The organism is Saccharopolyspora sp. NPDC047091 (assembly GCF_040643635.1).
Taxonomy (GTDB): domain Bacteria; phylum Actinomycetota; class Actinomycetes; order Mycobacteriales; family Pseudonocardiaceae; genus Saccharopolyspora_C.
Genome location: NZ_JBEYUS010000001.1, coordinates 199,422 through 225,525, shown reverse-complemented (window position 1 = coordinate 225,525; position 26,104 = coordinate 199,422). Strand labels below are relative to the sequence as shown.

At 69.9% G+C, this 26,104-nt stretch carries 31 protein-coding genes; all 31 read right to left on the bottom strand.

The window, feature by feature from the left end; all coding sequences use genetic code 11:
- Positions 1 to 77: 77 nt before the first annotated feature.
- Positions 78 to 578 carry a hypothetical protein gene (locus ABZ805_RS01125; protein WP_358432605.1) on the bottom strand — a complete coding sequence of 167 codons (501 nt, stop codon included), beginning with the start codon at positions 576 to 578 and terminating at the stop codon, positions 78 to 80.
- Between the two features lie 548 nt (positions 579 to 1,126).
- A complete protein-coding gene (gene rplO / locus ABZ805_RS01120) occupies positions 1,127 to 1,576 on the bottom strand; it encodes a 50S ribosomal protein L15 (protein WP_358432603.1) in 450 nt (149 codons plus the stop codon).
- Positions 1,577 to 1,578: 2 nt separating this feature from the next.
- Positions 1,579 to 1,761, bottom strand: coding sequence for a 50S ribosomal protein L30 (gene rpmD / locus ABZ805_RS01115; protein WP_224956643.1), 183 nt, complete (start codon positions 1,759 to 1,761; stop codon positions 1,579 to 1,581).
- Between the two features lies 1 nt (position 1,762).
- The gene (gene rpsE / locus ABZ805_RS01110; protein WP_184476393.1) at positions 1,763 to 2,374 is read right to left on the bottom strand and encodes a 30S ribosomal protein S5; all 612 of its coding nucleotides are present in this window, start codon (positions 2,372 to 2,374) and stop codon (positions 1,763 to 1,765) included.
- 42 nt (positions 2,375 to 2,416) lie between these two features.
- The gene (rplR, locus tag ABZ805_RS01105) at positions 2,417 to 2,827 is read right to left on the bottom strand and encodes a 50S ribosomal protein L18 (protein ID WP_224956645.1); all 411 of its coding nucleotides are present in this window, start codon (positions 2,825 to 2,827) and stop codon (positions 2,417 to 2,419) included.
- Complete coding sequence (gene rplF / locus ABZ805_RS01100; protein WP_224956647.1) at positions 2,824 to 3,363, bottom strand: 50S ribosomal protein L6; 540 nt, start codon at positions 3,361 to 3,363, stop codon at positions 2,824 to 2,826. The genes rplR and rplF overlap by 4 nt, the downstream gene beginning before the upstream one ends.
- 12 nt (positions 3,364 to 3,375) lie before the next feature.
- Entirely contained in the window at positions 3,376 to 3,774 is a 399-nt protein-coding gene (rpsH, locus tag ABZ805_RS01095; RefSeq protein ID WP_358432727.1) for a 30S ribosomal protein S8, read from the bottom strand.
- 221 nt (positions 3,775 to 3,995) lie between these two features.
- A complete protein-coding gene (locus ABZ805_RS01090; RefSeq protein ID WP_184476381.1) occupies positions 3,996 to 4,181 on the bottom strand; it encodes a type Z 30S ribosomal protein S14 in 186 nt (61 codons plus the stop codon).
- A 42-nt stretch (positions 4,182 to 4,223) separates the two neighbouring features.
- Positions 4,224 to 4,787: a 50S ribosomal protein L5 gene (gene rplE / locus ABZ805_RS01085; RefSeq protein ID WP_224956649.1), complete on the bottom strand. Its 564-nt coding sequence runs from the start codon at positions 4,785 to 4,787 to the stop codon at positions 4,224 to 4,226.
- Between the two features lie 2 nt (positions 4,788 to 4,789).
- A complete protein-coding gene (gene rplX, locus ABZ805_RS01080; RefSeq protein ID WP_224956651.1) occupies positions 4,790 to 5,104 on the bottom strand; it encodes a 50S ribosomal protein L24 in 315 nt (104 codons plus the stop codon).
- Positions 5,104 to 5,472: a 50S ribosomal protein L14 gene (gene rplN / locus ABZ805_RS01075; RefSeq protein ID WP_224956653.1), complete on the bottom strand. Its 369-nt coding sequence runs from the start codon at positions 5,470 to 5,472 to the stop codon at positions 5,104 to 5,106. The genes rplX and rplN overlap by 1 nt, the downstream gene beginning before the upstream one ends.
- Positions 5,473 to 5,612: 140 nt before the next feature.
- The gene (gene rpsQ / locus ABZ805_RS01070) at positions 5,613 to 5,894 is read right to left on the bottom strand and encodes a 30S ribosomal protein S17 (protein ID WP_358432598.1); all 282 of its coding nucleotides are present in this window, start codon (positions 5,892 to 5,894) and stop codon (positions 5,613 to 5,615) included.
- Positions 5,891 to 6,133, bottom strand: a complete 243-nt coding sequence (rpmC, locus tag ABZ805_RS01065) for a 50S ribosomal protein L29 (RefSeq protein ID WP_358432596.1) — start codon at positions 6,131 to 6,133, stop codon at positions 5,891 to 5,893. Before rpmC ends, rpsQ begins: the two co-directional genes overlap by 4 nt.
- Complete coding sequence (gene rplP, locus ABZ805_RS01060) at positions 6,133 to 6,552, bottom strand: 50S ribosomal protein L16 (RefSeq protein WP_224956659.1); 420 nt, start codon at positions 6,550 to 6,552, stop codon at positions 6,133 to 6,135. Before rplP ends, rpmC begins: the two co-directional genes overlap by 1 nt.
- A gap of 3 nt (positions 6,553 to 6,555) precedes the next feature.
- The gene (rpsC, locus tag ABZ805_RS01055; protein ID WP_358432594.1) at positions 6,556 to 7,455 is read right to left on the bottom strand and encodes a 30S ribosomal protein S3; all 900 of its coding nucleotides are present in this window, start codon (positions 7,453 to 7,455) and stop codon (positions 6,556 to 6,558) included.
- On the bottom strand, positions 7,455 to 7,868 hold the full coding sequence (gene rplV, locus ABZ805_RS01050; RefSeq protein ID WP_224956661.1) for a 50S ribosomal protein L22: 414 nt from the start codon (positions 7,866 to 7,868) through the stop codon (positions 7,455 to 7,457). Before rplV ends, rpsC begins: the two co-directional genes overlap by 1 nt.
- Before the next feature lie 32 nt (positions 7,869 to 7,900).
- Positions 7,901 to 8,182 (bottom strand): 30S ribosomal protein S19, encoded by a 282-nt coding sequence (gene rpsS, locus ABZ805_RS01045; RefSeq protein WP_184476345.1) that lies wholly within the window; start codon positions 8,180 to 8,182, stop codon positions 7,901 to 7,903.
- A gap of 18 nt (positions 8,183 to 8,200) precedes the next feature.
- Complete coding sequence (gene rplB / locus ABZ805_RS01040) at positions 8,201 to 9,034, bottom strand: 50S ribosomal protein L2 (RefSeq protein WP_224956663.1); 834 nt, start codon at positions 9,032 to 9,034, stop codon at positions 8,201 to 8,203.
- 32 nt (positions 9,035 to 9,066) lie between these two features.
- Entirely contained in the window at positions 9,067 to 9,366 is a 300-nt protein-coding gene (gene rplW, locus ABZ805_RS01035; RefSeq protein ID WP_358432591.1) for a 50S ribosomal protein L23, read from the bottom strand.
- Positions 9,363 to 10,034, bottom strand: a complete 672-nt coding sequence (gene rplD / locus ABZ805_RS01030; RefSeq protein ID WP_358432589.1) for a 50S ribosomal protein L4 — start codon at positions 10,032 to 10,034, stop codon at positions 9,363 to 9,365. The genes rplW and rplD overlap by 4 nt, the downstream gene beginning before the upstream one ends.
- A complete protein-coding gene (rplC, locus tag ABZ805_RS01025; protein WP_358432587.1) occupies positions 10,034 to 10,684 on the bottom strand; it encodes a 50S ribosomal protein L3 in 651 nt (216 codons plus the stop codon). Before rplC ends, rplD begins: the two co-directional genes overlap by 1 nt.
- A 63-nt stretch (positions 10,685 to 10,747) precedes the next feature.
- The gene (gene rpsJ, locus ABZ805_RS01020; RefSeq protein ID WP_009948626.1) at positions 10,748 to 11,053 is read right to left on the bottom strand and encodes a 30S ribosomal protein S10; all 306 of its coding nucleotides are present in this window, start codon (positions 11,051 to 11,053) and stop codon (positions 10,748 to 10,750) included.
- A gap of 614 nt (positions 11,054 to 11,667) precedes the next feature.
- Positions 11,668 to 12,861, bottom strand: a complete 1,194-nt coding sequence (gene tuf, locus ABZ805_RS01015; protein ID WP_358432585.1) for an elongation factor Tu — start codon at positions 12,859 to 12,861, stop codon at positions 11,668 to 11,670.
- 162 nt (positions 12,862 to 13,023) lie between these two features.
- Entirely contained in the window at positions 13,024 to 15,126 is a 2,103-nt protein-coding gene (gene fusA / locus ABZ805_RS01010) for an elongation factor G (protein WP_358432583.1), read from the bottom strand.
- A 76-nt stretch (positions 15,127 to 15,202) separates the two neighbouring features.
- Positions 15,203 to 15,673 (bottom strand): 30S ribosomal protein S7, encoded by a 471-nt coding sequence (rpsG, locus tag ABZ805_RS01005; RefSeq protein ID WP_358432581.1) that lies wholly within the window; start codon positions 15,671 to 15,673, stop codon positions 15,203 to 15,205.
- Positions 15,673 to 16,047, bottom strand: a complete 375-nt coding sequence (gene rpsL, locus ABZ805_RS01000) for a 30S ribosomal protein S12 (RefSeq protein WP_009948619.1) — start codon at positions 16,045 to 16,047, stop codon at positions 15,673 to 15,675. Before rpsL ends, rpsG begins: the two co-directional genes overlap by 1 nt.
- A gap of 525 nt (positions 16,048 to 16,572) precedes the next feature.
- Positions 16,573 to 18,201 carry a TNT domain-containing protein gene (locus ABZ805_RS00995; protein ID WP_358432579.1) on the bottom strand — a complete coding sequence of 543 codons (1,629 nt, stop codon included), beginning with the start codon at positions 18,199 to 18,201 and terminating at the stop codon, positions 16,573 to 16,575.
- 60 nt (positions 18,202 to 18,261) lie between these two features.
- Positions 18,262 to 19,563, bottom strand: a complete 1,302-nt coding sequence (locus tag ABZ805_RS00990; RefSeq protein WP_358432577.1) for an ADP-ribosylglycohydrolase family protein — start codon at positions 19,561 to 19,563, stop codon at positions 18,262 to 18,264.
- Positions 19,564 to 19,613: 50 nt separating this feature from the next.
- Positions 19,614 to 25,238, bottom strand: coding sequence for a hypothetical protein (locus ABZ805_RS00985; RefSeq protein ID WP_358432575.1), 5,625 nt, complete (start codon positions 25,236 to 25,238; stop codon positions 19,614 to 19,616).
- Positions 25,235 to 25,543, bottom strand: a complete 309-nt coding sequence (locus tag ABZ805_RS00980; RefSeq protein WP_358432573.1) for a type VII secretion target — start codon at positions 25,541 to 25,543, stop codon at positions 25,235 to 25,237. The genes ABZ805_RS00985 and ABZ805_RS00980 overlap by 4 nt, the downstream gene beginning before the upstream one ends.
- 15 nt (positions 25,544 to 25,558) lie before the next feature.
- Positions 25,559 to 26,098, bottom strand: coding sequence for a YbaB/EbfC family nucleoid-associated protein (locus ABZ805_RS00975; RefSeq protein WP_358432571.1), 540 nt, complete (start codon positions 26,096 to 26,098; stop codon positions 25,559 to 25,561).
- Between the last annotated feature and the right edge of the window lie 6 nt (positions 26,099 to 26,104).

Sequence of the window (26,104 nt, the reverse complement as noted above, 5' to 3'; positions counted from 1 at the left end):
TTGAGAGCGGGGCCCGCGGCGAAACTCGGTGCGGGGCGGCCGGATCGCGCCGCGGGGAGATCCGGCCGCCCGCTCGCTCAGCTCAGCCCGACCGATTGGGTGCGGTCGTTCATCAGGTCGCCGACGTAGGCGGTGTTCTCCTTGAACGGCCCGTCGCGGTCGCCGCCGAGGTCCGGCTCCGGGTACAGCCAGATCCAGCAGTTCCCCCACGGCTGCACCGAGGTGACCCGGTCCTTCCAGTCGTCCGGCAGGTCGATCTGGTAGTCGACCCAGCCGTCCTTCTCGCACAGGCCGGTGCCGTAGATGGTGAAGCTGTCGCCGCCGTAGTTCTCCTCGTCGAACAGCGTGCCCTGGACGACCTCACCGTCCCGGGTGTCCGCGGCGGCCGCGCGGGCGCTGCCGGTGGCCTCGGCGAGGGTGTCGAAGCAGTGCTGCCGCCCGGTGTCGGCGTGGAAGGCGCAGTGCCGCGCGGGGGCGACGTCCGCGGTCCCGGCCGCGGTGGCGACTCCGGGGACGGCGGCCGCCAGCAGCGACATCGCCACCAGCGGGAGTCCGGCGCGCAGGGTTCGATGCCGCATGGTCCGCTCCTCAGGTCTTCGTTGATCGGAGGTGTGCTTCGGGGCACTTCTCCGATCAAGGTAGAGCGGCCCGCGATTGGTCTGCACCAGCAAATGGGAGGCACGCATTCGGCGGAACGGCGGCGCGCACTCACACTTTTCGCGGCGGCCGTTCAGCGCATCGCGATTGCTCCGGCGACGCTGCGTGCCCGTCCGACCACCGGCCTCCGCGAGGCGTCACCGCAGCGCAGCAAGGCCCTCCGGCATCCGGACGGCGGTACGGGAGCCCGCGGCGCGATCCGGCGGCGACCGCGGAGCGCGACGGCCGCGGACCGCTGCCGTTCACCGCGGCGGCACGGCGCGTTCACCGCGGGAGCGCGGTCCCCGCCGGGCAAGATGCCTCTCGACCGGACCACGTGGCGTCACCGCAGGTCAGCGAATTGCGTCCGCTGGGCGGAGCAGCTGAGAACCAGGAAATCACCAGAACCTCGGTGTTCCGCCCTCGGACATGCGAAAGGGCCGGCCGACCCGAAGGTCGACCGGCCCTCACGACCGGATCACCGCGTCGTTCAGCTGTCCAGCTTGGTCGCCGAACCGCCCGCGGCAGTGATCTTCTCCTGCGCGCTGCCGGTGAAGGCGTGCGCGGTGACGTCCAGCTTGACGCCCTCCAGCTCGCCGCCACCGAGGACCTTCACCAGTTCGCCCTTGTTGGCGAGACCGGCGGAGATCAGCTCGTCGAGACCGACGGTGCCGCCGTTCGGGAACGCAGCGGCCAGCCGGCCGAGGTTCACGCCCTGGTACTCCACGCGGTTGCGGTTCTTGAAGCCGCGAAGCTTCGGGAGCCGCATGTGGATCGGCATCTGCCCGCCCTCGAAGCGCGGGGAGACGGTCTTGCGAGCCTTGGTGCCCTTGGTACCGCGGCCCGCGGTCTTGCCCTTGGAACCCTCACCACGGCCGACCCGGATCTTGTCCCGGTTCGAACCCGGCGCGGGCCGCAGGTCATGGATCTTGATGACCATGATCAGTCGACCTCCTCAACCGTCACCAGGTGGTGCACGGCCTTGATCAGGCCACGCGTGTTCGCGTCGTCCGGGCGAACAACCGACTGGCGGATCTTGCGCAGCCCGAGGGTGCGCATGCTGTCCCGCTGGTTGCTCTTGGTGCCCACCAGACCACGCGTCTGAGTGATCTTCAGCTGTGCCACGTCACGCCCCCTGACCGGCACGGGCACGCAGCATGAACGCGGGAGCCACGTCTTCCAGCGGCAGACCGCGGCGGGCCGCGACCTCCTCCGGACGCTGCAGGCTCTTCAGCGCCGCCACGGTGGCGTGCACGATGTTGATCGGGTTGTCGCTGCCCAGCGACTTGCTCAGCACGTCGTGCACGCCGGCGCCTTCCAGCACCGCGCGCACCGGACCACCGGCGATGACACCGGTACCGGCGCTGGCCGGACGCAGCATGACGACGCCTGCGGCGTCCTCGCCCTGCACCGGGTGCGTGATCGTGCCGCCGAGGCGGGGGACGCGGAAGAAGTTCTTCTTCGCCTCCTCCACGCCCTTGGCGATCGCCGCGGGCACTTCCTTGGCCTTGCCGTAGCCGACACCGACCATGCCGTCGGTGTCACCGACGACCACGAGCGCGGTGAAGCTGAACCGCCGGCCGCCCTTGACGACCTTCGCGACGCGGTTGATCGTCACGACACGCTCGAACTGCATGCTCTTCTCTTGGGCCGCCCCGCCACGGCCACCGTCGCGGCGGTCCCGGCGGTCTTTGCCGCCGGACTCCGAACCGCCGTCACGCCGAGTGCGTCCAGGCATCAGGCGTCCCTCTCGATCGTTGTCATCTCAGTCGTACGCATGTCAGAACTCCAGGCCGCCCTCGCGAGCGGCATCGGCCAGCGCCGCGACGCGGCCGTGGTAGGCGTTGCCACCTCGGTCGAACACGACCTTCTCGACCCCGGCGTCCTTGGCGCGAGCCGCAACGAGCTCGCCCACCTTGGTCGCCTTGGCCTTCTTGTCGCCCTCGAGGGTGCGCAGGTCGGCTTCCATGCTGGAGGCCGACGCCAGCGTGTGACCCGCGACGTCGTCGATGACCTGCGCGACGATGTGCCGCGTGGACCGGGTCACGACCAGGCGCGGACGCGCAGGCGTGCCGCTGATCTTCTTGCGAAGCCGGAAGTGGCGGTTGGCGCGGGCGATCCGACGCACGGTCGAGATGTCCTTGCCCACGGGCTTGCGCTTCGTAGCAGTGGTTGTCTCGCTCATGGTCACTTACCCGTCTTCCCGACCTTGCGGCGGATGGTCTCGCCGGCGTACCGGACGCCCTTGCCCTTGTACGGGTCGGGGCGGCGCAGCTTGCGGATCCTGGCGGCGACCTCGCCGACCAGCTGCTTGTCGATGCCCTTGACCGACAGCTTGGTCGCGCCGTCAACGGCGAACTCGATGCCCTGCGGCGGCTCGATCACGATGGGGTGGCTGTAGCCCAGGGAGAACTCGAGGTTCGATCCCTTGAGCAGCACGCGGTAGCCCACGCCGTGGATCTCGAGGTTCTTCTGGTAGCCCTGGCTGACGCCGAGCACCATGTTGTTGACCAGGCTGCGCGACAGACCGTGCAGCGAGCGGCTCTCCCGCTCATCGTCCGGCCGCTTGACCAGGACTGACCCGTCGTCATCCTTCTCGACGATGATCGGCTCGGCGATGTTCTGCTCCAGGGTGCCCTTGGGCCCCTTGACCGTCACCGCCTGCCCGTCGATGGTGACCTCGACACCGGAGGGCACGGTGATCGGAAGCTTCCCGATGCGCGACATGCTCCTCCTCCCTTACCACACGTAGGCGAGGACTTCCCCGCCCACGCCTTGCTTGATGGCCTGCCGGTCGGTCACCAGACCACCCGACGTGGAAATGATCGCGATGCCCAGACCGCCGAGAACCTTCGGCAGGTTGGTGGACTTCGCGTAGACCCGCAGGCCGGGCTTCGAGACCCGTCGCAGGCCGGCGATGCTGCGCTCCCGGTTCGGGCCGTACTTGAGCTCGACGACCAGGTTCTGGCCCTTCTCGCCCTGCTCGGCGCGGGAACCCATCACGTAACCCTCGCGCTTGAGGATCTCGGCGATGTTCGCCTTGAGCTTCGAATGCGGCATCACGACCTCGTCGTGATAAGCCGAGCTTCCATTCCGCAGACGCGTCAGCATGTCTGCGATGGGATCGGTCATCGTCATGGTGACCTGGTCCACCTTTCTCACCCGGTTCCGACGGACCCGGACGCGCCCCGCGGTGCGGGAGGTCTGGATCCTGGCCTAGGCGAAGTCGGATCACACCTGCTCGATCGGCAGGTTCATGTCAGCGGCACGCACGCGCGCCAGCCCGCCGAAGCGGGCAAAAGACCTGGTGGTGCCCGCCGAGCGTACCCGTCACCGGGTGGCGCTCGACGGGCGGGCACTCACCAGGAAGACTTGCTCACGCCCGGCAGCTCGCCGGCGTGCGCCATCTCGCGGAAGCACACGCGGCACAGGCCGAACTTGCGGAAGACCGACCGCGGACGCCCGCAGCGCTGGCAGCGGGTGTAACCGCGCACCTTGAACTTGGGCTTGCGAGCGGCCTTGTTGATCAGCGCCTTCTTGGCCATCGGCTCAGTTCTCCTTGTTTCGACGCCCAGCGATACCCGACATCACTGCTCCTTGAACGGGAAGCCCAGGTGGCGCAGCAGCCGCCGGCCTTCCTCATTGGTGGTGGCCGTGGTCACCACGGTGATGTCCATACCGCGCGGACGGTCGATCGAGTCGGGGTCGATCTCGTGGAACATCGACTGCTCGTTGAGCCCGAAGGTGTAGTTGCCGTTGCCGTCGAACTGCTTCGGCGACAGGCCGCGGAAGTCACGGATGCGCGGCAGCGCGATGGTGACCAGGCGGTCGACGAACTCCCACATGCGGTCGCCGCGCAGCGTGACGCGCGCACCGATCGGCATGCCTTCGCGCAGCTTGAACTGAGCGATGGACTTGCGGGCCCGGCGGATCTCGGGGCGCTGACCGGTGATGATGGTCAGGTCGCGGACCGCGCCTTCGATGAGCTTGCTGTCCCGGGCGGCGTCGCCGACACCCATGTTGACGACGACCTTGACGACGCCGGGCACCAGCATGGGGTTCGCGTACTCGAACTCCTGCTGCAGGGCCGGGCGGATCTCGTCGCGGTACCGGGTCTTCAGCCGGGGGACGATCTTCTCTGCAGTGGTCATGCTCAGATGTCCTTCCCGTTGCGGCGAGAGACGCGGACCTTCTTGCCGTCCTCGCCGATCCGGTAGCCCACGCGAGTGGGGTTGCCGTCGGAGTCGACCACCATCACGTTGCTCACGTGGATGGCCGCTTCCTGGGTGACGATGCCGCCGGACTGCGCACCACGTTCGGTCCGGGAGACCTTGGTGTGCTTCTTGATCCGGTTGACGCCCTCGACGAGGACGCGCTCGCGCTGCGGGTAGGCCGCGATGACCTTGCCCCGGGCACCCTTGTCCTTGCCGGAGATCACGACGACCGTGTCGCCCTTCTTGATCTTCATCACAGCACCTCCGGCGCGAGCGAAATGATCTTCATGTACTTCTTGTCGCGCAGCTCGCGGCCGACGGGGCCGAAGATGCGGGTCCCACGGGGACCACCGTCCGGCTTGATCAGCACCGCGGCGTTCTCGTCGAACCGGATGTACGAGCCATCCGCGCGGCGCTTTTCCTTCTTCTGGCGGACGATGACGGCCTTGACCACATCGCCCTTCTTCACGCCGGCACCCGGAATGGCTTCCTTCACGGTGGCGACGATGACGTCACCGATACCCGCGTAGCGCCGACCGGAACCACCGAGGACGCGGATCGTGAGGATCTCCTTGGCCCCAGTGTTGTCGGCGACGCGAAGTCGCGACTCCTGCTGGATCACGTATGACTCCTGACCCTAAGTGCCCGCACCCTGCGTGCGAACACACTCTGGCGCGCCAAATTTCCGACCTGACGCGCGCGGTCATCACCTGAAGAAGGCCGGACGCCGACATACCGGCGACCGGCCCGCTTCCGATGTCCTTACTTGGCCCGTTCCACGACCTCGACGAGGCGCCAGCGCTTCGTCGCGGACAGCGGCCGGGTCTCCATCAGGAGAACGCGGTCGCCGACACCGGCCGTGTTGGCCTCGTCGTGCGCCTTGACCTTGGTCGTCTGGCGCATGACCTTGCCGTAGAGGGCGTGCTTCTTGCGGTCCTCCAGCGACACCACGATCGTCTTGTCCATCTTGTCGGACACGACGTATCCCTCGCGGGTCTTGCGGTAGTTCCGCGCCACGCTCTGTTCTTCTGCCTGGCTGCTCATGCCGCGCCCTCCTCGGTCGCGTCAGGGGACACCGTCAGGCCGAGCTCGCGCTCGCGCATGATGGTGTAGATCCGGGCGATGTCCCTGCGGACCACGCGCAACCGGCGGTTGTTCTCCAACTGCCCGGTCGCCATCTGGAACCGAAGGTTGAACAGCTCTTCCTTCGACTCGCGGACGCGCGACAGCAGTTCCTCGTCGCCCAGCTCCCGGAGCTCACCAGCGGTGACACCAGCCGCCATCAGAAGTCACCACCCTCGCGGGACACGATCTTGCACTTCATCGGCAGCTTGTGCGCCGCACGGGTCAGCGCCTCCACAGCCGTCTTCTTGTTCGGGAAGTTCAGCTCGAACATGACGCGGCCGGGCTTGACGTTCGCGACCCAGGACTCGGGCGAACCCTTACCGGAACCCTGACGGGTTTCGGCCGGCTTCTTCGTCAGCGGGCGGTCCGGGAAGATGTTGATCCAGACCTTGCCGCCACGCTTGACGTGCCGGGTGATGGCGATACGGGCCGACTCGATCTGCCGGTTGGTCACGTAGCCGTGCTCGATCGCCTGGATGCCGTATTCGCCGAAGTTGATCCGGGTGCCGCCCTTGGCGAAGCCCTTGCGCTTCGGTGCGTGGCTCTTGCGCCACTTCACCCTGCGTGGGACCAGCACTGCTCAGCCCTCCGTCTTCTGATCGGCCTGCGGCTCGGCCACGGCCGGGGCGTTGGCGGTCGCCGCGTCGCCCGCGGTCTGCGCCTGCTCCGGGCTCTCCGCCGTACCGCCCTTGGCTGCGGCGCGGCCGGCCTCGGTGCCACCGGCACCAGTGGTGCCGGAAGCGCCGGAGCGACGGCGGCCACCGCGCTCGGAACGGCCACCGCGCTCATTGCGGCCGCCGCCCTCGCCACGAGGCGCGCGCACCTCGGACTGCTCCTGCTTCTGCTTCAGGCCGCCGACCAGCTCGCCCTTGTAGATCCACACCTTGACGCCGATGCGACCGAACGTGGTGCGGGCCTCGAAGAAGCCGTAGTCGATGTCCGCGCGCAGCGTGTGCAGCGGGACGCGACCCTCGCGGTAGAACTCGGAACGGGACATCTCGGCCCCGCCCAGCCGGCCACCGCACTGCACCCGGATGCCCTTGACCTGCGGCGAGCGCATGGCCGACTGGATGGCCTTGCGCATCGCGCGCCGGAAGGACACGCGGTTGGACAGCTGCTCGGCCACGCCCTGCGCGACGAGCTGCGCGTCGGCCTCGGAGTTCTTGACCTCGAGGATGTTGAGCTGGACCTGCTTGCCGGTCAGCTTCTCCAGCGAACCGCGGATGCGGTCCGCCTCGGCACCGCGACGGCCGATGACGATGCCCGGCCGGGCGGTGTGAATGTCCACCCGGACCCGCTCGCGGGTGCGCTCGATCTCCACCTTGGAGATCCCTGCGCGCTCCATACCGCGAGAGAGCCGACGGCGGATCTTGACGTCCTCCGCAACGTATTCCGCGTACTGCTTGTCGGCGTACCACCGGGACTTCCAGTCCGTGGTGATGCCGAGTCGGAAGCCGTGCGGGTTGATCTTCTGACCCACTACCGGGCACTCCCCTTCTGGCTCTTCGTCTTACCGGCCGCCTTCGGCCGCGACTCCACCTCGATGGTGATGTGCGCGGTCCGCTTGCGAATCCGGTACGCACGGCCCTGGGCACGGGGCTGGAACCGCTTCAGCGTCGGTCCCTCGTCCACGTACGCCCGGTGCACCCACAGGGTGTCGGGGTCGAGCGACTGGTTGTTCTCCGCGTTGGCGACGGCACTGGCGAGCACCTTCGACACCGGACCGCTGGCGGCCTGCGGCGCGAACTGGAGCACTGCCAGGGCTTCGCTGGCGCTACGGCCCTTGATGAGCTCGACCACGCGACGGGCCTTCATCGGCGTCACGCGGACGAAGCGGGCCCGCGCCACCGCGCGGGTGTCAGCCGCAGCGGTGTCGTCGGAACGGGCTGTCATCCTGCTACCCCTTGCTCTTGGTTCGCCCCCGCTCAGCGGCGGCGCGACTTCCGGTCATCCTTGACGTGGCCCTTGAAGGTCCTCGTCGGCGCGAACTCGCCCAGCTTGTGTCCGACCATCGACTCGGTGACGAACACCGGGATGTGCTTGCGACCGTCGTGCACCGCGAAGGTGTGGCCGAGCATGTCCGGGATGATCGTGGACCGGCGGGACCAGGTCTTGATCACGGTCTTCTTGCCCGACTCGTTCAGCGCGTCCACCTTTTTGAGCAGGTGGTCGTCCACGAACGGGCCCTTCTTAAGGCTGCGTGGCATGTGCTTCTACCTCCCTGCTCAGCGCTTCTTGCCGGTGCGACGGCGCCGGACGATGAGCTTGTCACTGGGCTTGTTGCGGCGGGTACGACCCTCGGGGCGGCCCTTGGGGTTGACCGGGTGGCGACCACCGGAGGTCTTGCCCTCACCACCACCGTGCGGGTGGTCCACCGGGTTCATGACGACACCGCGGACGGTCGGGCGCTTGCCCTTCCACCGCATGCGGCCCGCCTTGCCCCAGTTGATGTTCGAGTGCTCGGAGTTGCCGACCTCGCCGACGGTGGCCCGGCACCGCGCGTCCACGTTGCGGATCTCGCCCGAGGGCATCCGCAGCTGGGCGTACGGGCCGTCCTTGGCCACCAGCTGGACTCGGGCACCGGCGGAACGCGCGATCTTGGCGCCGCCACCGGGGCGGAGCTCGATCGCGTGGATCACGGTACCGGTCGGGATGTTGCGCAGCGGGAGGTTGTTGCCGGGCTTGATGTCAGCCCGCGGCCCGCTTTCGACCCGGTCGCCCTGCCCGATGCCGTTCGGCGCGATGATGTAGCGCTTCTCGCCATCCAGGTAGTGCAGCAGCGCGATGCGAGCGCTGCGGTTCGGGTCGTACTCGATGTGCGCGACCTTGGCCGGCACACCGTCCTTGTCGTTGCGGCGGAAGTCGATGATGCGGTAGGCCCGCTTGTGGCCACCGCCCTGGTGCCGCGTAGTGATCTTGCCGTGCGCGTTGCGGCCGCCGCGGCCGTGCAACGGACGCACCAGCGACTTCTCCGGCTCCGACCGGGTGATCTCGGCGAAGTCGGACACGCTGGAGCCGCGACGGCCCGGCGTCGTCGGCTTGTGCTTGCGAATGCCCATCTCTCTAGAAACCTCGTCCTAATCAGCGCCGGTCAGGCGGCCGGTCCGCCGAAGATCTCGATCGGCTTGCTCTCCGGGGACAGCGTCACGATCGCCCGCTTGGTGTCCTTGCGCTTGCCGTACCCGGTGCGGGTGCGCTTGCGCTTGCCGTTGCGGTTGATCGTGTTCACGTTGGTGACCTTGACATCGAAGATCTTCTCAACGGCGATCTTGATCTCGGTCTTGTTCGAGCCGGGGCGCACCACGAAGGTGTACTGGCCTTCCTCCAAGAGCCCGTAGCTCTTCTCGGAGACGACCGGCGCCAGGATGATGTCTCGCGGGTCGGGGATCACTGCTGTGCCTCCTCAGCGCTCGCGGCCGTGGCGACCTGCGCAGGCCCGGCGACGAACCGCTCGAACGCGGCCTTGGTGAACACCACGTCGTCGTTGACCAGCACGTCGTAGGTGTTGAGCTGACCCGGCGTGATCAGGTGCACGTTCGTCAGGTTCCGCAGGCTCAGCCAGGAGTTGGCCTCCTCCGCGTTGTTCAGCACGACCAGCACGCGCTTCGCCTGGGTCCAGGTGCGGACCGCGGCCTTGGCGGCCTTGGTCGACGGCGTCTCGCCACCGACCACGTGCGTCACGACGTGCAGCTGGCCGGCGCGAACGCGGTCGGACAGCGCACCGCGCAGCGCGGCGGCCTTCATCTTCTTGGGGGTGCGCTGGGTGTAGTCCCGCGGCTGCGGGCCGTGCACCGTGCCACCACCGGTGAACTGGGGAGCCCGGATCGAACCCTGGCGGGCGTTACCGGTGCCCTTCTGCCGGTACGGCTTCTTGCCGCCACCGGAGACCTGGCCGCGAGTCTTCGTGGCGTGCGTGCCCTGGCGAGCGGCGGCCAGCTGGGCCGTCACCACCTGGTGCATCAGGGCCAAGTTGGCCTGCACGTCGAAGATCTCGGCGGGCAGCGTCACGCTGCCGTCGGTCGCGCCGTCCGGGGTACGGACGTCCAGCGTCGCGCTCATCACGCACCACCCTTCGCGGGGCTCTTGACCAGAACCAGGCCGCCCTTGGGGCCGGGAACGGCACCCTTGATCAGCAACAGGCCGGAGTCACCTTCGACCCGGTGCACCTTGAGGTTCTGGGTGGTCACGCGGTTGGAGCCCATCCGGCCCGCCATCCGCATGCCCTTGAAGACACGACCCGGGGTGGCGCAGCCACCGATCGAGCCGGGCTTGCGGTGCACGGCCTGCGCACCGTGGCTCATCGGCTGCCGGTGGAACCCGTGCCGCTTGATCGTGCCGGCGAAGCCCTTGCCCTTGCTGGTGCCGACCACGTCGACGACCGCACCGGACTCGAACACCTCAGCGGTGATCTCCTGGCCGACTTCGTACTCACCGGCGTCGTTCGTGCGCAGCTCCACGAGGTGGCGGCGCGGCGTGACCCCGGCCTTGGTGAAGTGGCCGGTGCGCGGCCTGTTCACCTTGCGGGGGTCGATGGCGCCGAACGCCAGCTGCACGGCCGAATAGCCGTCCTTGTCGGGGGTACGGATCTGGGTGACCACGTTCGGCCCGGCCTGCACGACGGTCACCGGGACGATCCGGTTGTTCTCGTCGAAGACCTGGGTCATGCCGAGCTTGGTGCCCAGAATCCCCTTGATCTGCCTGTCAGACATCAGTCTCGTTCTCTCCGCACTACGGCCGGCCCGCGGACGGACCGTCTCAAGATGGGCCGACCCTTACTGGATGTTCACGTCGACGCTGGCCGGCAGATCGATGCGCATCAGCGCGTCCACCGTCTTCGGCGTCGGTTCGAGGATGTCGATGAGCCGCTTGTGCGTCCGCATCTCGAAGTGCTCCCGCGAGTCCTTGTACTTGTGCGGAGAGCGGATGACGCAGTAGACGTTCTTCTCCGTCGGCAGCGGCACCGGCCCGACGACCCGAGCGCCGGTGCGCGTCACGGTCTCGACGATCTTGCGCGCGGACGCGTCGATCGCCTCGTGGTCGTAGGCCTTGAGCCGGATGCGGATCTTCTGTCCCGCCATAGTGGCTTGCCGTTCCTCTAGTCTCGTGCCGCCAGTGGTCGGCGCTGTGGCGGTCCTCAGCTCGATGCTGACGACGGCGCCTGCGCCCATGGGCTTCGGGTGCCCGTCGCGGCCTGGGCCGTGAGCTCTCGGCGAGATGACTCCCGCTCGGAGGGCTCGACCCTCGGTCCGCCCCTGTTCAGGTTGCTGGTGCCCGGTACACGCGGTCGGGCGTGTCGCCCACTGCGCACAGACCGGTCCCACCGAACTTCGCCGTTGGGATGGATCCGAGAGCTTCTCGAAAGACACCCTCGAAGACCCGTACACCTAGTTCTTTGCACCCTGCCGGACGGCGACGCGGGAAGAATCCCGTCGCAGCGCCCAGGCCCGGCCGAAACCGGTCCTGCTCCGAAACTCCAGGGCGCGGGGCTTCTCGCGGCGGAGCGGCCGGGACTTCCACCGACAGGTGATGAACACCCGGGAAACCGGCCGCTCCGAACGAGCAACCCATACAGGATGACACACGCCGGATGCCAGCCCGAATCGGGGGGTGGTTTCCAGGCCCGAGCCGCGGCACGACCCCGGAAACCAGCGAGGGCCTGCTCCCTGGAAAGGAAGCAGGCCCTCGCGGTGGATCACTTGATGATCTTGGTGACGCGACCCGCGCCGACCGTACGACCACCCTCGCGGATCGCGAAGCGGAGGCCGTCCTCCATCGCGATCGGCTGGATCAGCTGCACCGACATCTCGACGTTGTCGCCCGGCATGACCATCTCGGTGCCCTCGGGGAGGGTCACGACGCCGGTCACGTCGGTGGTGCGGAAGTAGAACTGCGGCCGGTAGTTGTTGAAGAACGGGGTGTGACGGCCACCGTCCTCCTTCGACCGGATGTAGACCTGGCACTCGAACTCGGTGTGCGGGGTCGTGGTCTTCGGCTTGACGACCACCATGCCGCGCTCGACGTCCTCGCGCTTGATACCGCGCACGAGCAGACCGACGTTGTCACCGGCCTGGCCCTCGTCCAGCAGCTTGCGGAACATCTCGACGCCGGTGACCGTGGTCTTCAGCGCGGTGTCCTTGATGCCGACGAGCTCGACCTCTTCGTTGACCTTGACGATGCCGCGCTCGATGCGACCGGTCACCACGGTGCCGCGGCCGGTGATCGAGAAGACGTCCTCGACCGGCATCAGGAAGGGCTTGTCGGTCTCGCGCTCCGGGTCCGGAACGTTCTCGTCGACCGCGTCGAGCAGCTCGACGATCTTGTTCGACCACTCCGGGTCGCCCTCGAGCGCCTTCAGCGCGGAGACGCGGATGACCGGGGCGTCGTCGCCGTCGTAGTCCTCGCCGGACAGCAGCTCGCGCACCTCCATCTCCACGAGCTCCATGATCTCCTCGTCGTCGACCATGTCGGCCTTGTTCAGCGCGACGAGGATGTAGGGCACGCCGACCTGGCGAGCCAGCAGCACGTGCTCACGCGTCTGCGGCATCGGACCGTCGGTGGCGGCGACGACCAGGATCGCCCCGTCCATCTGGGCGGCACCCGTGATCATGTTCTTCACGTAGTCGGCGTGACCGGGGGCGTCGACGTGCGCGTAGTGACGCTTCTCGGTCTGGTACTCGACGTGCGCGATCTGGATCGTGATGCCGCGCTGCTTTTCCTCGGGAGCCTTGTCGATCTCGTCGAACGGCGTGAAGGGGTTCAGCTCCGGGTACTTCTCGTGCAGCACCTTGGTGATGGCCGCGGTGAGCGTGGTCTTGCCGTGGTCAACGTGACCGATGGTCCCGATGTTGACGTGCGGCTTGTCCCTCTCGAACTTCGCCTTAGCCACTGGATTGTCCTCCTGGACTTGGTTCTCTTTCCGCCGTACGACTAGCCAGTCCCCGCGAAACCGCGAAGATTCAGTGCCAGGCGGAGTCCTGTCGGGTTTGGCAGCGGAGTGCTCCGGTCCTCCCGCGGAGGCCGGAGCCACCCGCCGCCGAACTACAGGGAATTACTCGCCCGTAGCCTTCGCGATGATCTCCTTCGCCACGTTCGCGGGAACCTCGGCGTAGGAGTCGAACACCATCGAGTAGTTCGCGCGGCCCTGCGTCTTGGAACGCAGGTCGCCGACATACCCGAACATCTCGGACAGCGGCACCTGCGCCTTGACGACGCGCGCACCGCTGCGCTCCTCCATGGCCTGGATCTGGCCACGGCGGGAGTTGAGGTCGCCGATGACATCGCCCATGTAGTCCTCGGGCGTGATCACCTCGACCGCCATCACCGGTTCGAGGATCGCCGGGGAAGCCTTCTGCGCGGCCTCCTTCAGAGCGATGGAACCGGCGACCTTGAACGCCATTTCCGACGAGTCGACCTCGTGGTACTGGCCGTCGAGCAGGGTCACCTTGACGCCCACCAGCGGGTAGCCGGCCAGCACGCCGTACTGCATGGCGTCCTGCGCGCCTTGGTCCACCGACGGGATGTACTCGCGCGGAACGCGACCACCGGTGACCTTGTTCTCGAACTCGTACGTCGCACTGTCCGCAGTCTGCTCGATCGGCGCGAGCGCGATGATGACGCGGGCGAACTGCCCGGACCCACCGGTCTGCTTCTTGTGCGTGTACTCGTACTTCTCGACCGGCTTGCGAATGGTCTCCCGGTAGGCCACCTGCGGCTTACCGATGTTCGCCTCGACCTTGAAGTCCGACTTCATCCGGTTGACCAGGACTTCCAGGTGCAGCTCGCCCATGCCGGAGAGGACCGTCTGACCGGTCTCCTCGTCGTGGTGGACGCGGAAGGTCGGGTCCTCCTCGGCGAGCTTCTGGATCGCCGTGGACAGCTTCTCCTGGTCGGCCTTCGTCTTCGGCTCGACGGCCACGTCGATGACCGGCTCCGGGAACGTCATCGATTCCAGGACGATCGGGTTCTGCGGGTCGGACAGGGTGTCACCGGTGGTGGTGTCCTTCAGTCCGACGACCGCGTAGATGTGACCGGCCTGGGCCTCGTCGACCGGGTTCTCCTTGTTGGAGTGCATCTGGAAGAGCTTCCCGATGCGCTCCTTGCGCTCGCGGGTCGAGTTCATGACCTGCGAACCGGAGGCGAGCTTGCCGGAGTAGACGCGGATGTACGTCAGCTTCCCGTAGAACGGGTGCACCGCGATCTTGGAGACCAGCGCGGCGAACGGCTCCTGCGTGCTGGGCTTGCGCTCGGCGGCGGTCTCGCCGTCCAGCAGCAGGCCCTGCACCGGCGGCACGTCCAGCGGCGCGGGCAGGTAGTCGACGACCGCGTCGAGCATGGGCTGCACGCCCTTGTTCTTGAACGCGGTACCGCACAGGACCGGGAACGCGGTGCGCTCGACGGTCAGCTTGCGGATGCCGGCCTTGATCTGCTCGGTGGTCAGCTCCTCGCCGCCGAAGTAGGCCTCCATGAGGGCCTCATCGGTCTCGGCGACGGCCTCGATCAGCTGCTCGCGGTAGGACGCGGCGGCCTCGGCGAGGTCGGCCGGGATCTCCTCGATCTCGTACTGCTCGCCCTTCTTCACGTCACCGCGCCAGGTCAGCGCCTTCATGCTGACCAGGTCGACGATGCCCTCGAAGTCGGACTCGCTGCCGATCGGGAGCTGGATGACCAGCGGAGTGGCGTGCAGCCGCTCGCGGATGGTCTTCACGGTGAAGTAGAAGTCCGCGCCCAGCTTGTCCATCTTGTTGACGAAGCAGATGCGGGGGACGTCGTACTTGTCCGCCTGCCGCCAGACCTGCTCGGACTGCGGCTCGACACCTTCCTTGCCGTCGAAAACCGCGACGGCGCCGTCCAGGACGCGCAGCGAGCGCTCCACCTCGACCGTGAAGTCGACGTGCCCGGGGGTGTCGATGATGTTGATCTGGTAGTCGCCCCAGAAGGTCGTGGTGGCAGCCGAGGTGATCGTGATACCCCGCTTCTGCTCCTCTTCCATCCAGTCCATCGTCGAGGCGCCGTCGTGCGTCTCGCCGAGCTTGTGGTTGATCCCGGTGTAGTACAGGATCCGCTCGGTCGTGGTGGTCTTGCCCGCGTCGATGTGGGCCATGATGCCGATGTTGCGGACCTTCGTGAGGTCCGTCAGCACGTCGCGTGCCACGAGTTTCTTCCCCGTTCCTACAGCAGATGCAAGCCGTCGAATCGGTGTGCCGAGGCGGGCAGGAGCCGACCCGACGTCACCAGCGGTAGTGCGCGAAGGCCTTGTTGGACTCCGCCATCTTGTGCGTGTCTTCGCGCTTCTTGACGCTCGCGCCGAGGCCGTTGCTGGCGTCGAGCAGTTCGTTCATGAGGCGCTCGACCATGGTCTTCTCCCGGCGCTGCCGCGAGTAGGTGATCAGCCAGCGCATCGCCAGCGTGGTGGAGCGGCCGGCGCGGACCTCGATCGGCACCTGGTAGGTCGCGCCACCCACGCGGCGGCTGCGGACCTCCAGGGTCGGCTTCACGTTGTCCAGCGCACGCTTGAGCGTGACCACCGGGTCGGTGCCGTTCTTCTCCCGAGCGCCTTCGAGCGCCGCGTACACGATCTTCTCGGCCAGCGAGCGCTTGCCGTCGACGAGGACCTTGTTCACCAGCTGGGTGACCAGCGGGGACGCGTACACGGGATCGGCGTTGAGCGGCCGCTTCGGGGCCGGACCCTTGCGGGGCATCAGCTCTTCTCCTTCTTCGCGCCGTAGCGGCTGCGAGCCTGCTTGCGGTTCTTCACACCCTGCGTGTCGGCCGACCCGCGGATGATCTTGTACCGCACGCCGGGGAGGTCCTTCACACGGCCGCCGCGAACCAGCACGATCGAGTGCTCCTGGAGGTTGTGCCCCTCACCCGGGATGTAGGCCGTGACCTCGATGCCGCTGGTGAGCTTGACACGAGCGACCTTGCGCAGTGCCGAGTTGGGCTTCTTCGGGGTGGTGGTGTACACGCGGGTGCACACGCCACGCCGCTGCGGGCTCCCCTTGAGCGCCGCGGTCTTGGTCTTGGCGACCTTGTCCTGGCGGCCCTTACGGACCAGCTGCTGGATGGTGGGCATGGACCGGCTTTCTCTTGAGCGTTCGCGTCTTCGTGGTTGCTCTCGCCCGGCGGCGCTCGCACACGTCGGCGTCCGGGCACGTGCCCTGGCGCCGAGCACCTGGCAGGCACTGTTTACTTGGGACTCCCCCGCACCACGAGGTCGGGCGTGTCGCCCACTCCCCGGCCTTGCGGCGCTGGTGGTGCCCGCGGGAGCGCACCGACAGGAACGAACCCGATGGTTGTCAGGAGAGTTCCGCACGGCCCATGTCCGCGATCACGACCACCGGAGTGGTCACTGCTCACGCACGGGCATACGGACCGACCCGATAGCTTTCGGGTCCGATAAGCAAAGATACCCGCCCCGTTCTGAGGGGGTCAAAACGGGGTCCCCAAGACCTGCTCGATCTTCCCCGAAGCGCCGCGGATCGAGCTAGTGGTGTGGTGTTGCCCGCGACCTTACCGCCGCGGGCAAGAGCCGCCAGCGGGCGTGGCGCCCGTCCCACGACTCGGGCGCACCGGTGCCCGACCAGGCACGAGGCGTCGCTCACACCTCGGCCAGCCAGCCGCCCGCGACGAGCTCCCCCACCGGCTGCGGCAGCAGGTGGGCGGTGCCGCCGCCGACCTGCCCGTGGTCCGGAGCGGCCACCGCGGTGAGCACCTCGAAGCTCCGCACCACCCGGTACCGCCGGTACTCGCCCGGCTCCCGCCCCGGCGGCAGCGAGCGCTGCGGCAGCGTGGTGCCCGCGACGAAGACCGTGTTCCCGTCGGGCGTGCCGAACCGGTCCACTTCGGCCCCGTCCGGCAGCATCGCGTGCCGCCGCTCCCCGTACGCCGACAGCGGCAGGTCCGGGCCGAGCGGCACGATCCGGCACTCGTACTCGGCCAGCGGCTCGTCCGGTTCGCGCTGCATCGAGCTCCGGTTCAGCGCCACCGCGCCGATCAGGTGCGCGGCCGCGGCGTGCGCCTCCGGGAAGCGGGAGTGGTTGCGGACCTCCCCGCCGTCCACGCAGAACACCGACCACCAGCCGTCCGCCTCGCGCAGCATGCTCCAGCCGGCCTCGACCGGTTCGGCGAAGTTGTAGCGGCGGCGGCTCACGCCCAGCGCCGCGATGAAGCGGCGCGCCAAGTCGATCGCGCCCGCGGTCCGCTCCGCGTCGAACTCGTCCGCATCGGACCCCAGCACCAGCGCCTTGGCCTGCTCCACCGCGTGGTCCGCGACGAGCTCCGGCAGCCGGTGCGCCCGAGCCCGGACGTGGTCCAGGAAGTCGCGCGGCGGGGCGATGTCGTGCACGTCCAGGTAGTAGGCCATCGACAGCGGCCACACCCAGGAGCCGTCGGTGTGGAAGCGCTTCGGCACCTCCGCCGGACGGCTCGGGTCGACCTCGTCCGCCGACGTGCTGCGGGCGGCCAGCACCACCGCGCCACCCGACAGGTAGTCCACCAGCAGCCGCTTCTCCACCCACGGCAGCACCGGCCGGTACGCGAACGGGCGGCCCTCCGCGTCCGCGCCGTCGAAGAGCCGCGCCATCCGCACCGGGCCCGCCCCGCCCGCCGCGCGGTGCTGCTCGTAGTGCCGCCACGCCGGCCCCAGCAACCACTCCGGTGCCTGCGGGCGCGGGAAGTGGCGGAGCTCGTCGAACGCGTCCTGCGGAGCCACCTCCGCGGGCCGGTCGTGTCCGAACTCGACGACCGGTGCACCGCCGGGCGCCGCGGTGCAACGGGCCGTCGTCCACGCACCGGACTCCGGGCGGTACTCGACGACGCGGGCGCGGCGCAGCGCGTCCAGCACCTCCTGCGGCGGGATCCAGGCGTGCTCACCGCTATCGGTCGTGGCCGTCCCGGAGACCTCGACGCGGGTGCCGAGCGCCGTGCACTCGACGCCGACGCCCCGCGCCCCCGCTGGCACCGCAGCCCGCAGCGCCGCACCCAGCTCCGCGCGCGCGTCCGGGCGCAGCGCGGGCTCGGTCGGCGCGCCGTGCGCGGCCGGAGCCGGGAACGCCCGCCCCGGCTCGGGCGGCTCGCCCTGCACCACGACGACGGACCCGATCCGCTCCACCGGCACCGGCGCCTCGAATCCCGCCAGCACCGCGGACCCGTCCCGCGACTCCGACCACCCGTGCCACCGGCCGTCCACCAAGGCCAACGTCCCCGCCACCGGCGTCCCGACGATCACCCTGCACTCCCCCTCGTCACCGACCGGCCCCGATCATTCCGCCCCGCACCGACCCAGCCCTCACCAACCCGGGTAGCGCTGGAACCAGGTGGGGTCGGTGGGGGGTTCGTCGAACTCGGTCACCGCGTCGTGGGCGAGGGTGGTGATGGTGTCCTTCAGCTCGAGGCGCTCGTGCGGCCAGTACGGGAGCTGGTGGTCCCCGTAGGCGGCTCCGGTGAGCGCGCCGACCACGAACCCGCTGCCTGCGGAATCGCCGGACTGGTTCACCGCGAACAAGATCCCCTCGCGCGTGTAGTCGCTCAGCGCGGCCGCCCACAGCCCGTACCCCAGGACCTCGGCCCCGCTGCGGCCCGGACCGAACCACTCCTCGGCGCGCGCGGGCGGGACTTCGCCCTCCTCGCTCGGCGCGGTGCGGACGACGTCGAGCACCCGCTTCGTCTCCTCGTGGCCGCCCCACTGGACCAGGTACTCGTATGCCGCCTCGACGCTCTCCGCGAACGGCACCTCGTAGTAGAGGGAGTTCAGCACCGACGCGAACACGCCCGCGGGCAGGCAATCATCGGACGAGGAATGGGTCAGCATCGCCACCCGCACCGCCTCGTCGAACACCCGTTGCGGATCGTGCGGGGCCAGCGCCACCGCCGAGGCCCCGGCGAGTGCGTGCGGACCCCGTGCCGTGCGTACCGGGTTGTCCAGCGCGCCGCGAACACCGCTGCTCGCGAACTGCAGCGCGGAATCCACGACCACCCCGGAATCGCCGCGCCGGGAGAACAACCGCCCCTCCCGCACCAGCCACCCGTCCGGCTCCGCGAACCGCCCGTACGGTCCGGCCGCCTGCTGCCACGGGACACCTTGGGTGCAAGCCCACCGCTGCGCACCGTGCTGCGCCGCCGACAGCACGTCCGCGACACCCGTCCCGTTCAGGCGCGCACCCACCCGCGCCCGGATCGACGATTCCCAGGCGAACAGGGCGAGCTGCGTGTGCTCTGTGAAGGCGAACTCCGGTTCCGCCATGAACCCGAGTTCGAAGACCAGGTTCTTCCCGAACCGCTGCCGGATCGCATCGATCTCATCGGCGCGGACCCTCGCGCCCAGGGCATCGCCGATGGCGCCGCCGAGAAGGCTGCCTGCCACTCGCGCCCCGAAAACCGGGAAGAGGTTCGGCCGCACCTTGCCGAGCGGGTGCTGCTGCATCGCCTCGTGACAGACCATCTCGTATTCCAGCCCGCCCTTGCTGGCGGGTTCCACGTCGACGTAGTGCAGGTTGTAATCGGAGTCTTCGGGGCGCGTCTCCGGGCGGAACGGCGTCGACGACTTGCGACGCTGCACCCACTGGTAGTGCAACTCGCCGATCTTGTTCATTCGCCGGTTACCCTGCCTAGCAGGCCATCCTTTGATCGGACGCGGTTCACTCACAGCACCTTGACCGCTTTCCATAAGATTCCCTTCTCCCCCATCAGGATCCACTTGCCCATGAACATCTGGTCCTTGGTGGATCCGTCTTCCGCGCCGGTGGGCCGCCCCAGCTCGCTGATCTCCTTCGGCTTGGGGTAACCGGTCGAACCGATCTCGAACTGCTGCATGTCATCGAGAATGCTCTCAGCCTGCCTGATCAACATGCGGTGGTCCCCCATCCGCTTGGACAGCGCGTATTCGTCCAGCGAAGAGGAACCGCTGCTCAACTCCTCCATGCGACGCCGCTCCATCGCGATCGCCTGGTGGATCCGCGGAACGATCTGCTCCCGCACGTTCTGCTCATTGCGGAACTCGTAACCGTGCCTCGCCCACGCGTAGCTGCCCACGTCGATGTTCGCGTCGAGCTCGACCCGGTGCACTTTGGATTCCTTGTACCAGTCTTCCATTGACTTGTTGAAGGCCTCCGCGAAACCCTGCCCCTGAACGCGCGAATCGAGCACGAGACGTTCGTGGTGCACCCACAACTCACCGGTTCGGCCGTCCGAGTGGAACACCCGGGAGAACTCGCCGATCTGGACGCCGTCCGCACCCGAGATCCCGCCCCGGACTACGACGTAGTTCTGATTCACGGACACATCCGACACCGAGGTGTCGAAATCTCCGTAATTGCCCTCGACCGCGTGCGTGAACTCCTGGCGAATGCGCGCTTTCTCCGCATCCCCGATGAACTCCTCCGTCGGGATCAAGTCGCGCAGCGAAGTACGATCCCGTTCCTCGTATTCGGTGTTGCGCTCGGGTCGTTCGGCGGCGTTCTCCCCAGTACCGGCGTCGTCGGAATGCGCGGTGTCCGGTTCGGGAGCACCGTCGCCCCGGTCCGGCCCGGACGAATCCGCGGCTCGCGCGTCATCGGCCGCATCCGGCAGGTCGCGATCCGCAGCACGCGGCGCGTCGGCGTCGTGCGGTGCCACGTCGAGCGGCTTCGCATCCGGGCGTGCACGGTCCGGCGCCCAGCGCGGGTCGGACGGCTGCTCAGCTGCCGCACGTCGTGCCGCTCCGTCCCGTTCACCGGGGCCGCGCTGCGGCTCCCCGGATGCGCGGTTCGGCGCAGCGGGGTCCTGCGGAGACCGCCCGCTCGGATCGGGCCGGACGGGCGAGCTCTGCTGCCCGTGCTGTGCCGGCTGCGGACGCTGAGCGCCCTCGTGCGGCGCTTCCTGCCGCTGCGCGCGCATGTCCCGGCCCTGCTGGTACTGGCGACCCGGCGGTCCTTGGTGCTGCGCCGAACCCGGGGCTTCCTGCGGGGACTGCTGGCGCGGCGCGCCCGCGTGCTGCGGGGGGCGCGGCGCTGCGGGCGGAGGTTGCTGCACGCCGCTGTCCACGTGCCGCCGGCGGGCCGGCGGAGCGGCCTGCTGCCCGGGAGGGTTCCCGCGCTGCGCTTCGGGGCCCGGGCGCCGCTCGGGCTGCGAGGCCTGGCCGTGGCGCGGCGGTTGCCCGCCGTCCTGCCGACGCGGGCCAGCCGGAGCCTGCTGCTCGGGGCTCCGGTGTCCCGCAGCGCGATCCGGCGCCTCGGGCTGGATCCGGCCGCCTCGGAGCGGATGCCCGCCCTGCGGCGGGGGTCCGCCTTGGACGGGCTGACCGCTGCGAGCCGGGGCTCCACCACCCTGCGAGTGGGGTGGCGGAGTGGGCCGGGCCGGGGGCGGTGGGGGCTGTTGGCCGCGGGCCTGGCCGCCGGGCTGCTGTTCGATCGGGCCCTGCTGCACGCGTCCCTGCGCCGGGCCCGGTGCCGGCGGATTTCCCTGCTGCTGCGGGAATCCGGGCTGCTGCGGGTTGCCGGACTGCTGGGGGTTGCCGGGCTGTTGCGGGTTGCCGGGCTGCTGGACCGGGTCCTGCTGCACGGGCCGCTGCGGCTGCGCCGGACCCGGTGCGTGTGCGTTCCCCTGCTGCTGGGGTCCCGGTTGCTGGGGCCCAGGCTGCTGGGGTCCCGGTTGCTGGGGTCCCGGTTGCTGGGGGTTATGGGGCTGCTGCGGGAACGCCTGCTGCACGCGTCCTGGCGGCTGTGCCGGTCCTGGTGCTTGCGGATTCCCGGGCTGCTGCGCGTCTCCGGTCGACTGCGGGCGACCGGGCTGCTGCGGATATCCGGGCTGCTGCGGGTGTCCCTGGGCTGGCGGGTAGCCCTGCGGGTATTCCTGTGGCAGCAGGTGCCCCTGGTGCTGCCACGGCGTCCTGGAGTCCGGCCACATCTGCTGATGCCCGGGTGGCGGGCTCGGATCTCGGGGCCGGAAGCCGAAGAACTCGGCCAGCTTGCGCAGCAGGCCCCGCTGCTCGGCGTCGTCGGCGAGTCTGCCGTTGCGGACCCACTCCGGTTCGTGGCCGGGCGGGTAGGGGCTGTCGTGGACGGCGGTGGTGCCGTCGGGGCGGAACGCGGTCCACCGGCCGGGCTCGTCGAAGCGGGGCTGCGGGGCTCCGGAGGCGTCGGGTTCGAAGGAGGCGCGGTCCCTGCTGGCGTAGACGTTGCCGTAGTTGTCGACCCAGGCGTCCGTGGACGGCGCCACGACCTCGGCGTCCAGTTCCTTCGCCAGCTGCTGCGCGAAGTTCGGGGTGCCGTCGCCGGTGTCGGCGCCGGTGCGGCAGGAGATCAGGCGGACCGGTTCGCCGGGGCGGTAGCCGGGCGCGGCCTTGATGACCTCGGCGAGCTCCTTCGCGTCGAGGTCGCGGTCGCCGAGCCGAACCCGGTCCGGTCCACCGTGGATTTCGACGGTGAAGCGCTTCGGGTCGACGGCCGCGCCGGGTGGCGGTTCGACGCCGGAACCGCTGCGCACCATCGAGATGCCGGAGTCCGTCGGCCTGATGTCGTGGGCGTCGTCGCCGAGCTTCGCGCGCAGCTCCGGGGACAGGTCGAGCTCGGCAGGCCCGTCACCGGGGCGGTTCCAGGCGTGCTGGACCTGCTCGTGCCGCGGCACCGGACGTTCGGCGGCCATCGATTCGGCGGTCGACCGCTCCGGGGCGCGCTGCGGCTGCGCGTCGGGGTGGCTCCGGTGGCCCGTGCCCCACTGCGCGGCCGAGTTCGGGGCGAGGTGGGCGAAGTCCGACCCGTCGAGCCGCGACCACGGGCGCTCGTCCGGGAACCTCGGCTGCGGCGCGGCGGGGCGCGGCGCGGACGCGTGGTGCCGCGCTCCGGGCGACTCCGGGCCGGGGGCGTGCGGCGTGCCGGGGCCGTTCGGTCGGGGCGAGGGTGCTGCGGGCGCGTCTCCTCGCGGCGGTACCGGCGGATCCGTCCGAGGCGGTACCGGCGCGTCGGGTCGAGGCGGCACCGGGGCGTCTACACGAGGCGGAGTCGGCGCATCCGCCCGCGAAGGGATGGGCCCATCCGCCCGCGGCGACACCGGCGCGTCGGCCCGAGGCGGCACCAGGGCGTCCGCGCGAGGCGGAATCGACCCATCCGCTCGGGGCGGCTCCGGCCCATCCGCCCGAGGCGGAGTCGACACATCCGCCCGAGGCGGCACCGGCCCATCCGCCCGAGGCGGAGTCGACACATCCGCTCGGGGCGGCACCGGCCCATCCGTCCGAGGCGGAGTCGGCGCATCCGCCCGCGACCGCACCGGGGCATCCGCCCGCGAAGGCATCGGCGCATCCGTCCGAGGGAACACCGGCCCGTCCGACCGCGGCGGAGTCGGCGCATCGCCCCTCGGCGGAGCGCTCGGTGCTTGCGGCGCATCCGCTCGCGGTGCCGCGACGCGCGGATTCCCGGGCTGCTGCGGCGAATTCCCCTGGCCGGGCGCATCCCGGTGCGCGTGCGCCGCTCGTTCCGGCGCCGTGCGGGGGCCGTCCGGCGCATGCGGTGCGCGAGGCCCGCTCGGCAGGTGGGCGGCACCGGGGCTCCCCGGGGTACCGGTCCAGCCGGCCGGCCGGGCGCCGCGAGGACCGGGCGCGCCCGGCGCACCCGCCTGCGGAGCTCCTCCGGCGGGGCCACCGCCTGCGGACGACCCGCTGGAGGGAGCGGCACCCGGCTGGTCCGGCTGGCGCGGTGGTGTCGGCGCGGCGGCGGGCGCGTCCGCGTTCGGCGGGCGCACCGGGGCGTCGACCGCGGCGGACATCGTCGCCGCGGGCCTGCTCGGCACGTCGGCGTGCCCGGCGGACGAGCCCGGCAGGTGCCCACCGGCACCACCACCGTCCGATGTGGACGGCACGGGTCCGCCGGTGGGCGCCTCGCCGCTCTGCGCGGCGAACCGGCCCTCAGCCGAACCGGCCCGCTCGCCCGGCGCGGCGCCGACCGAGCTCCCGGCGTCCGAGCCGCCACCTGCGCGCCCGCTCGCGTCGGCCGGGGCGCCGCGCACCTCGGATGGAGTGCTCTCCGGCGCGTGCCCGGCCGAGCCGCCGCCCGCGTCCGAGCGGAACGAGGGACCACCGGACGAGTGCCCGCCGGACGTGGAACCTCCGTCGGCCGAACCACCCGCGTCCGCGCGCCCGGGAGCCGCTTCCCCCGCGGACCGGGTCGAAGTGCCCGCGTCCGCCCGCCCCTCGGGCCCGTCCGCAGTCGACCTGCTCGCGGCCAACTCCGCCTCGGGCCCGTCCGCGCTCGACCTGCTCGCGGCCGCCCGCACCTCCGGCCCGTCCGCGCTCGACGTGCGCGCGTCCGCGGCGGGTTCGGTCCCACCGCCACCGTCGGTGCCCGAACCCCCGGCCTCGACGTCACCGAACTTGGCGTGGTGCCTGCCCGCCACGTCGGTGCCGAAGACGTCGTCGAGCTTGCTCCAGGCCTTGTCCGCGGCCTTGTCCGCGATCTTCCCGGAGACGTCGAGCTTGTCGGCGACCTTCGAGGCGAACTTCCCGGTCTCAGCGACCTTCTCCGCGGAGAACTTCGCGCCCTTGCCGAGCATCTTCATCAGGTCGCCGAAGACCTCGACCATCCGCGCCATCTTCGGCCCGACGTTGCCGATGGTCTTGAGCAGCTTCCCGACGATGTCGGCGATCCTGGTGACGGTCCGGGCGATGAACGCCACCGCCTGCGGCACGACCCAGGCGAGGGAGACAACGGGCGGTGCGAGCGCTTCCAGCGCGTAGGTGATGAGCCGGGAGATGCAGTCGGCGACGATGTCCCGGACGGTGTCGCGGACGAAGGACACGACCATGCCCATCGTGCCCACGACCGTGGCGAGGGTGCCCGCCAGCTCACCGGCCCCGGTCAGCGCCGTCGCCCGCGCGGCGGCGTGCCGCCGGTAGGCGTCGCCCGCCGCACCCGTCCAGTACGCGGTGTCGGCCTGCACGGAGTCGCGGTACTGCGTCGCGGCCGCACCGACCGAGGTCGCGACCTGCTGCCACTGCTCGGAGTAGGCCTGCACCCCGTCGGGGTCACCGGCGAACCAGTCGAGGGCTTCCTGCAGCGGCTGGATGTGCTCGATCAGCCACGCCACTCCGTAGGACAGCAGGGTGCCGACCGGGTCGACGGCCATGCTGACCGCTTCCATCGCGAGCCCGCCGTAGGCGAACCCGCTCTCCAGCCAGGTCGACTCGTCGTTGAGGCTGGTGACGTCGTGCCAGGACTCGGCGATGCCGATGCCCGTGATGCCGTCCGGCGGTTCCGAGGGGTCGGCGGCGTTCTGCGCGTTGACGAGCGGGTTGCTCACGCCTGCAACCCGTCGAAGTTCCGGCTGTTCCCGTCGTCGGCGGCCTGGTACTCCTCAGCGGCGGCGCGCACGTCGGCGGCGGTCCCCCGGACGGCCTCGGCCGCGTGCTGGAGGGTGTCGATGCCGTGCTGCTCGGCCTGGTCGACCATCCACGCGAAGGGGCGGCACAGGATCCCGTAGGCGTCGTTGTCCATCGCCACGGCCCGCGAGGCGCCGACGGCGGCGTCCAGCGCCTCCGCCACTCCGTCCACTTTGGACGCATGGGCGCGGAGGTCCTCGATGACGACGTTCATGTCTTCGGACATCGGTTCTCCCCGTCGTCAGCGCAGGAACGAGCCGCGGCTGAAGTCCTCGTCGTCGAAGTCGTCCGGGCCGGATCGGTGCGGCGGCCGGGCCGGGCGGCTCGGCTCCCGCTGCTGCGCACCGGCGTCCTCGGGTCCGGAACGGCGCTCCTGCGCGCCGGGGTGCCGCGACGGCTCCTCGGCCTCCTCCGGCGGTTCGGGGAAGAAGCGCTTGGCCTGCCCCAGCATGTGGCGCACGGCTTCGTCGCCCTCGCCGACGGTGCTCGCCGCGGCCTCCTGCATGCGCTCCGGCAGCTTCGACTGGGCCAGCTGCACCGTGCGCATGATCTCGCCCGCGAGCTTCGCCATCGGGCGGTTCCCGGCGCTCTCCGCGAGCATCAGGTCCTCGATCATGCCGCTGGAGCCGACCGTCACCCGCACCGCGCCGTCGCGGGAGGATTCGGTGACCGAGATCTGCTCGATCTGAGCCTGCATGCGGCCGAACTTCTCGGCCTTCTCGGTCGCGCGTTCCTGCCACTCGCGGACCATCCGCTCAGTCGCGCTGATGTCGTCAGGCACTCCGCC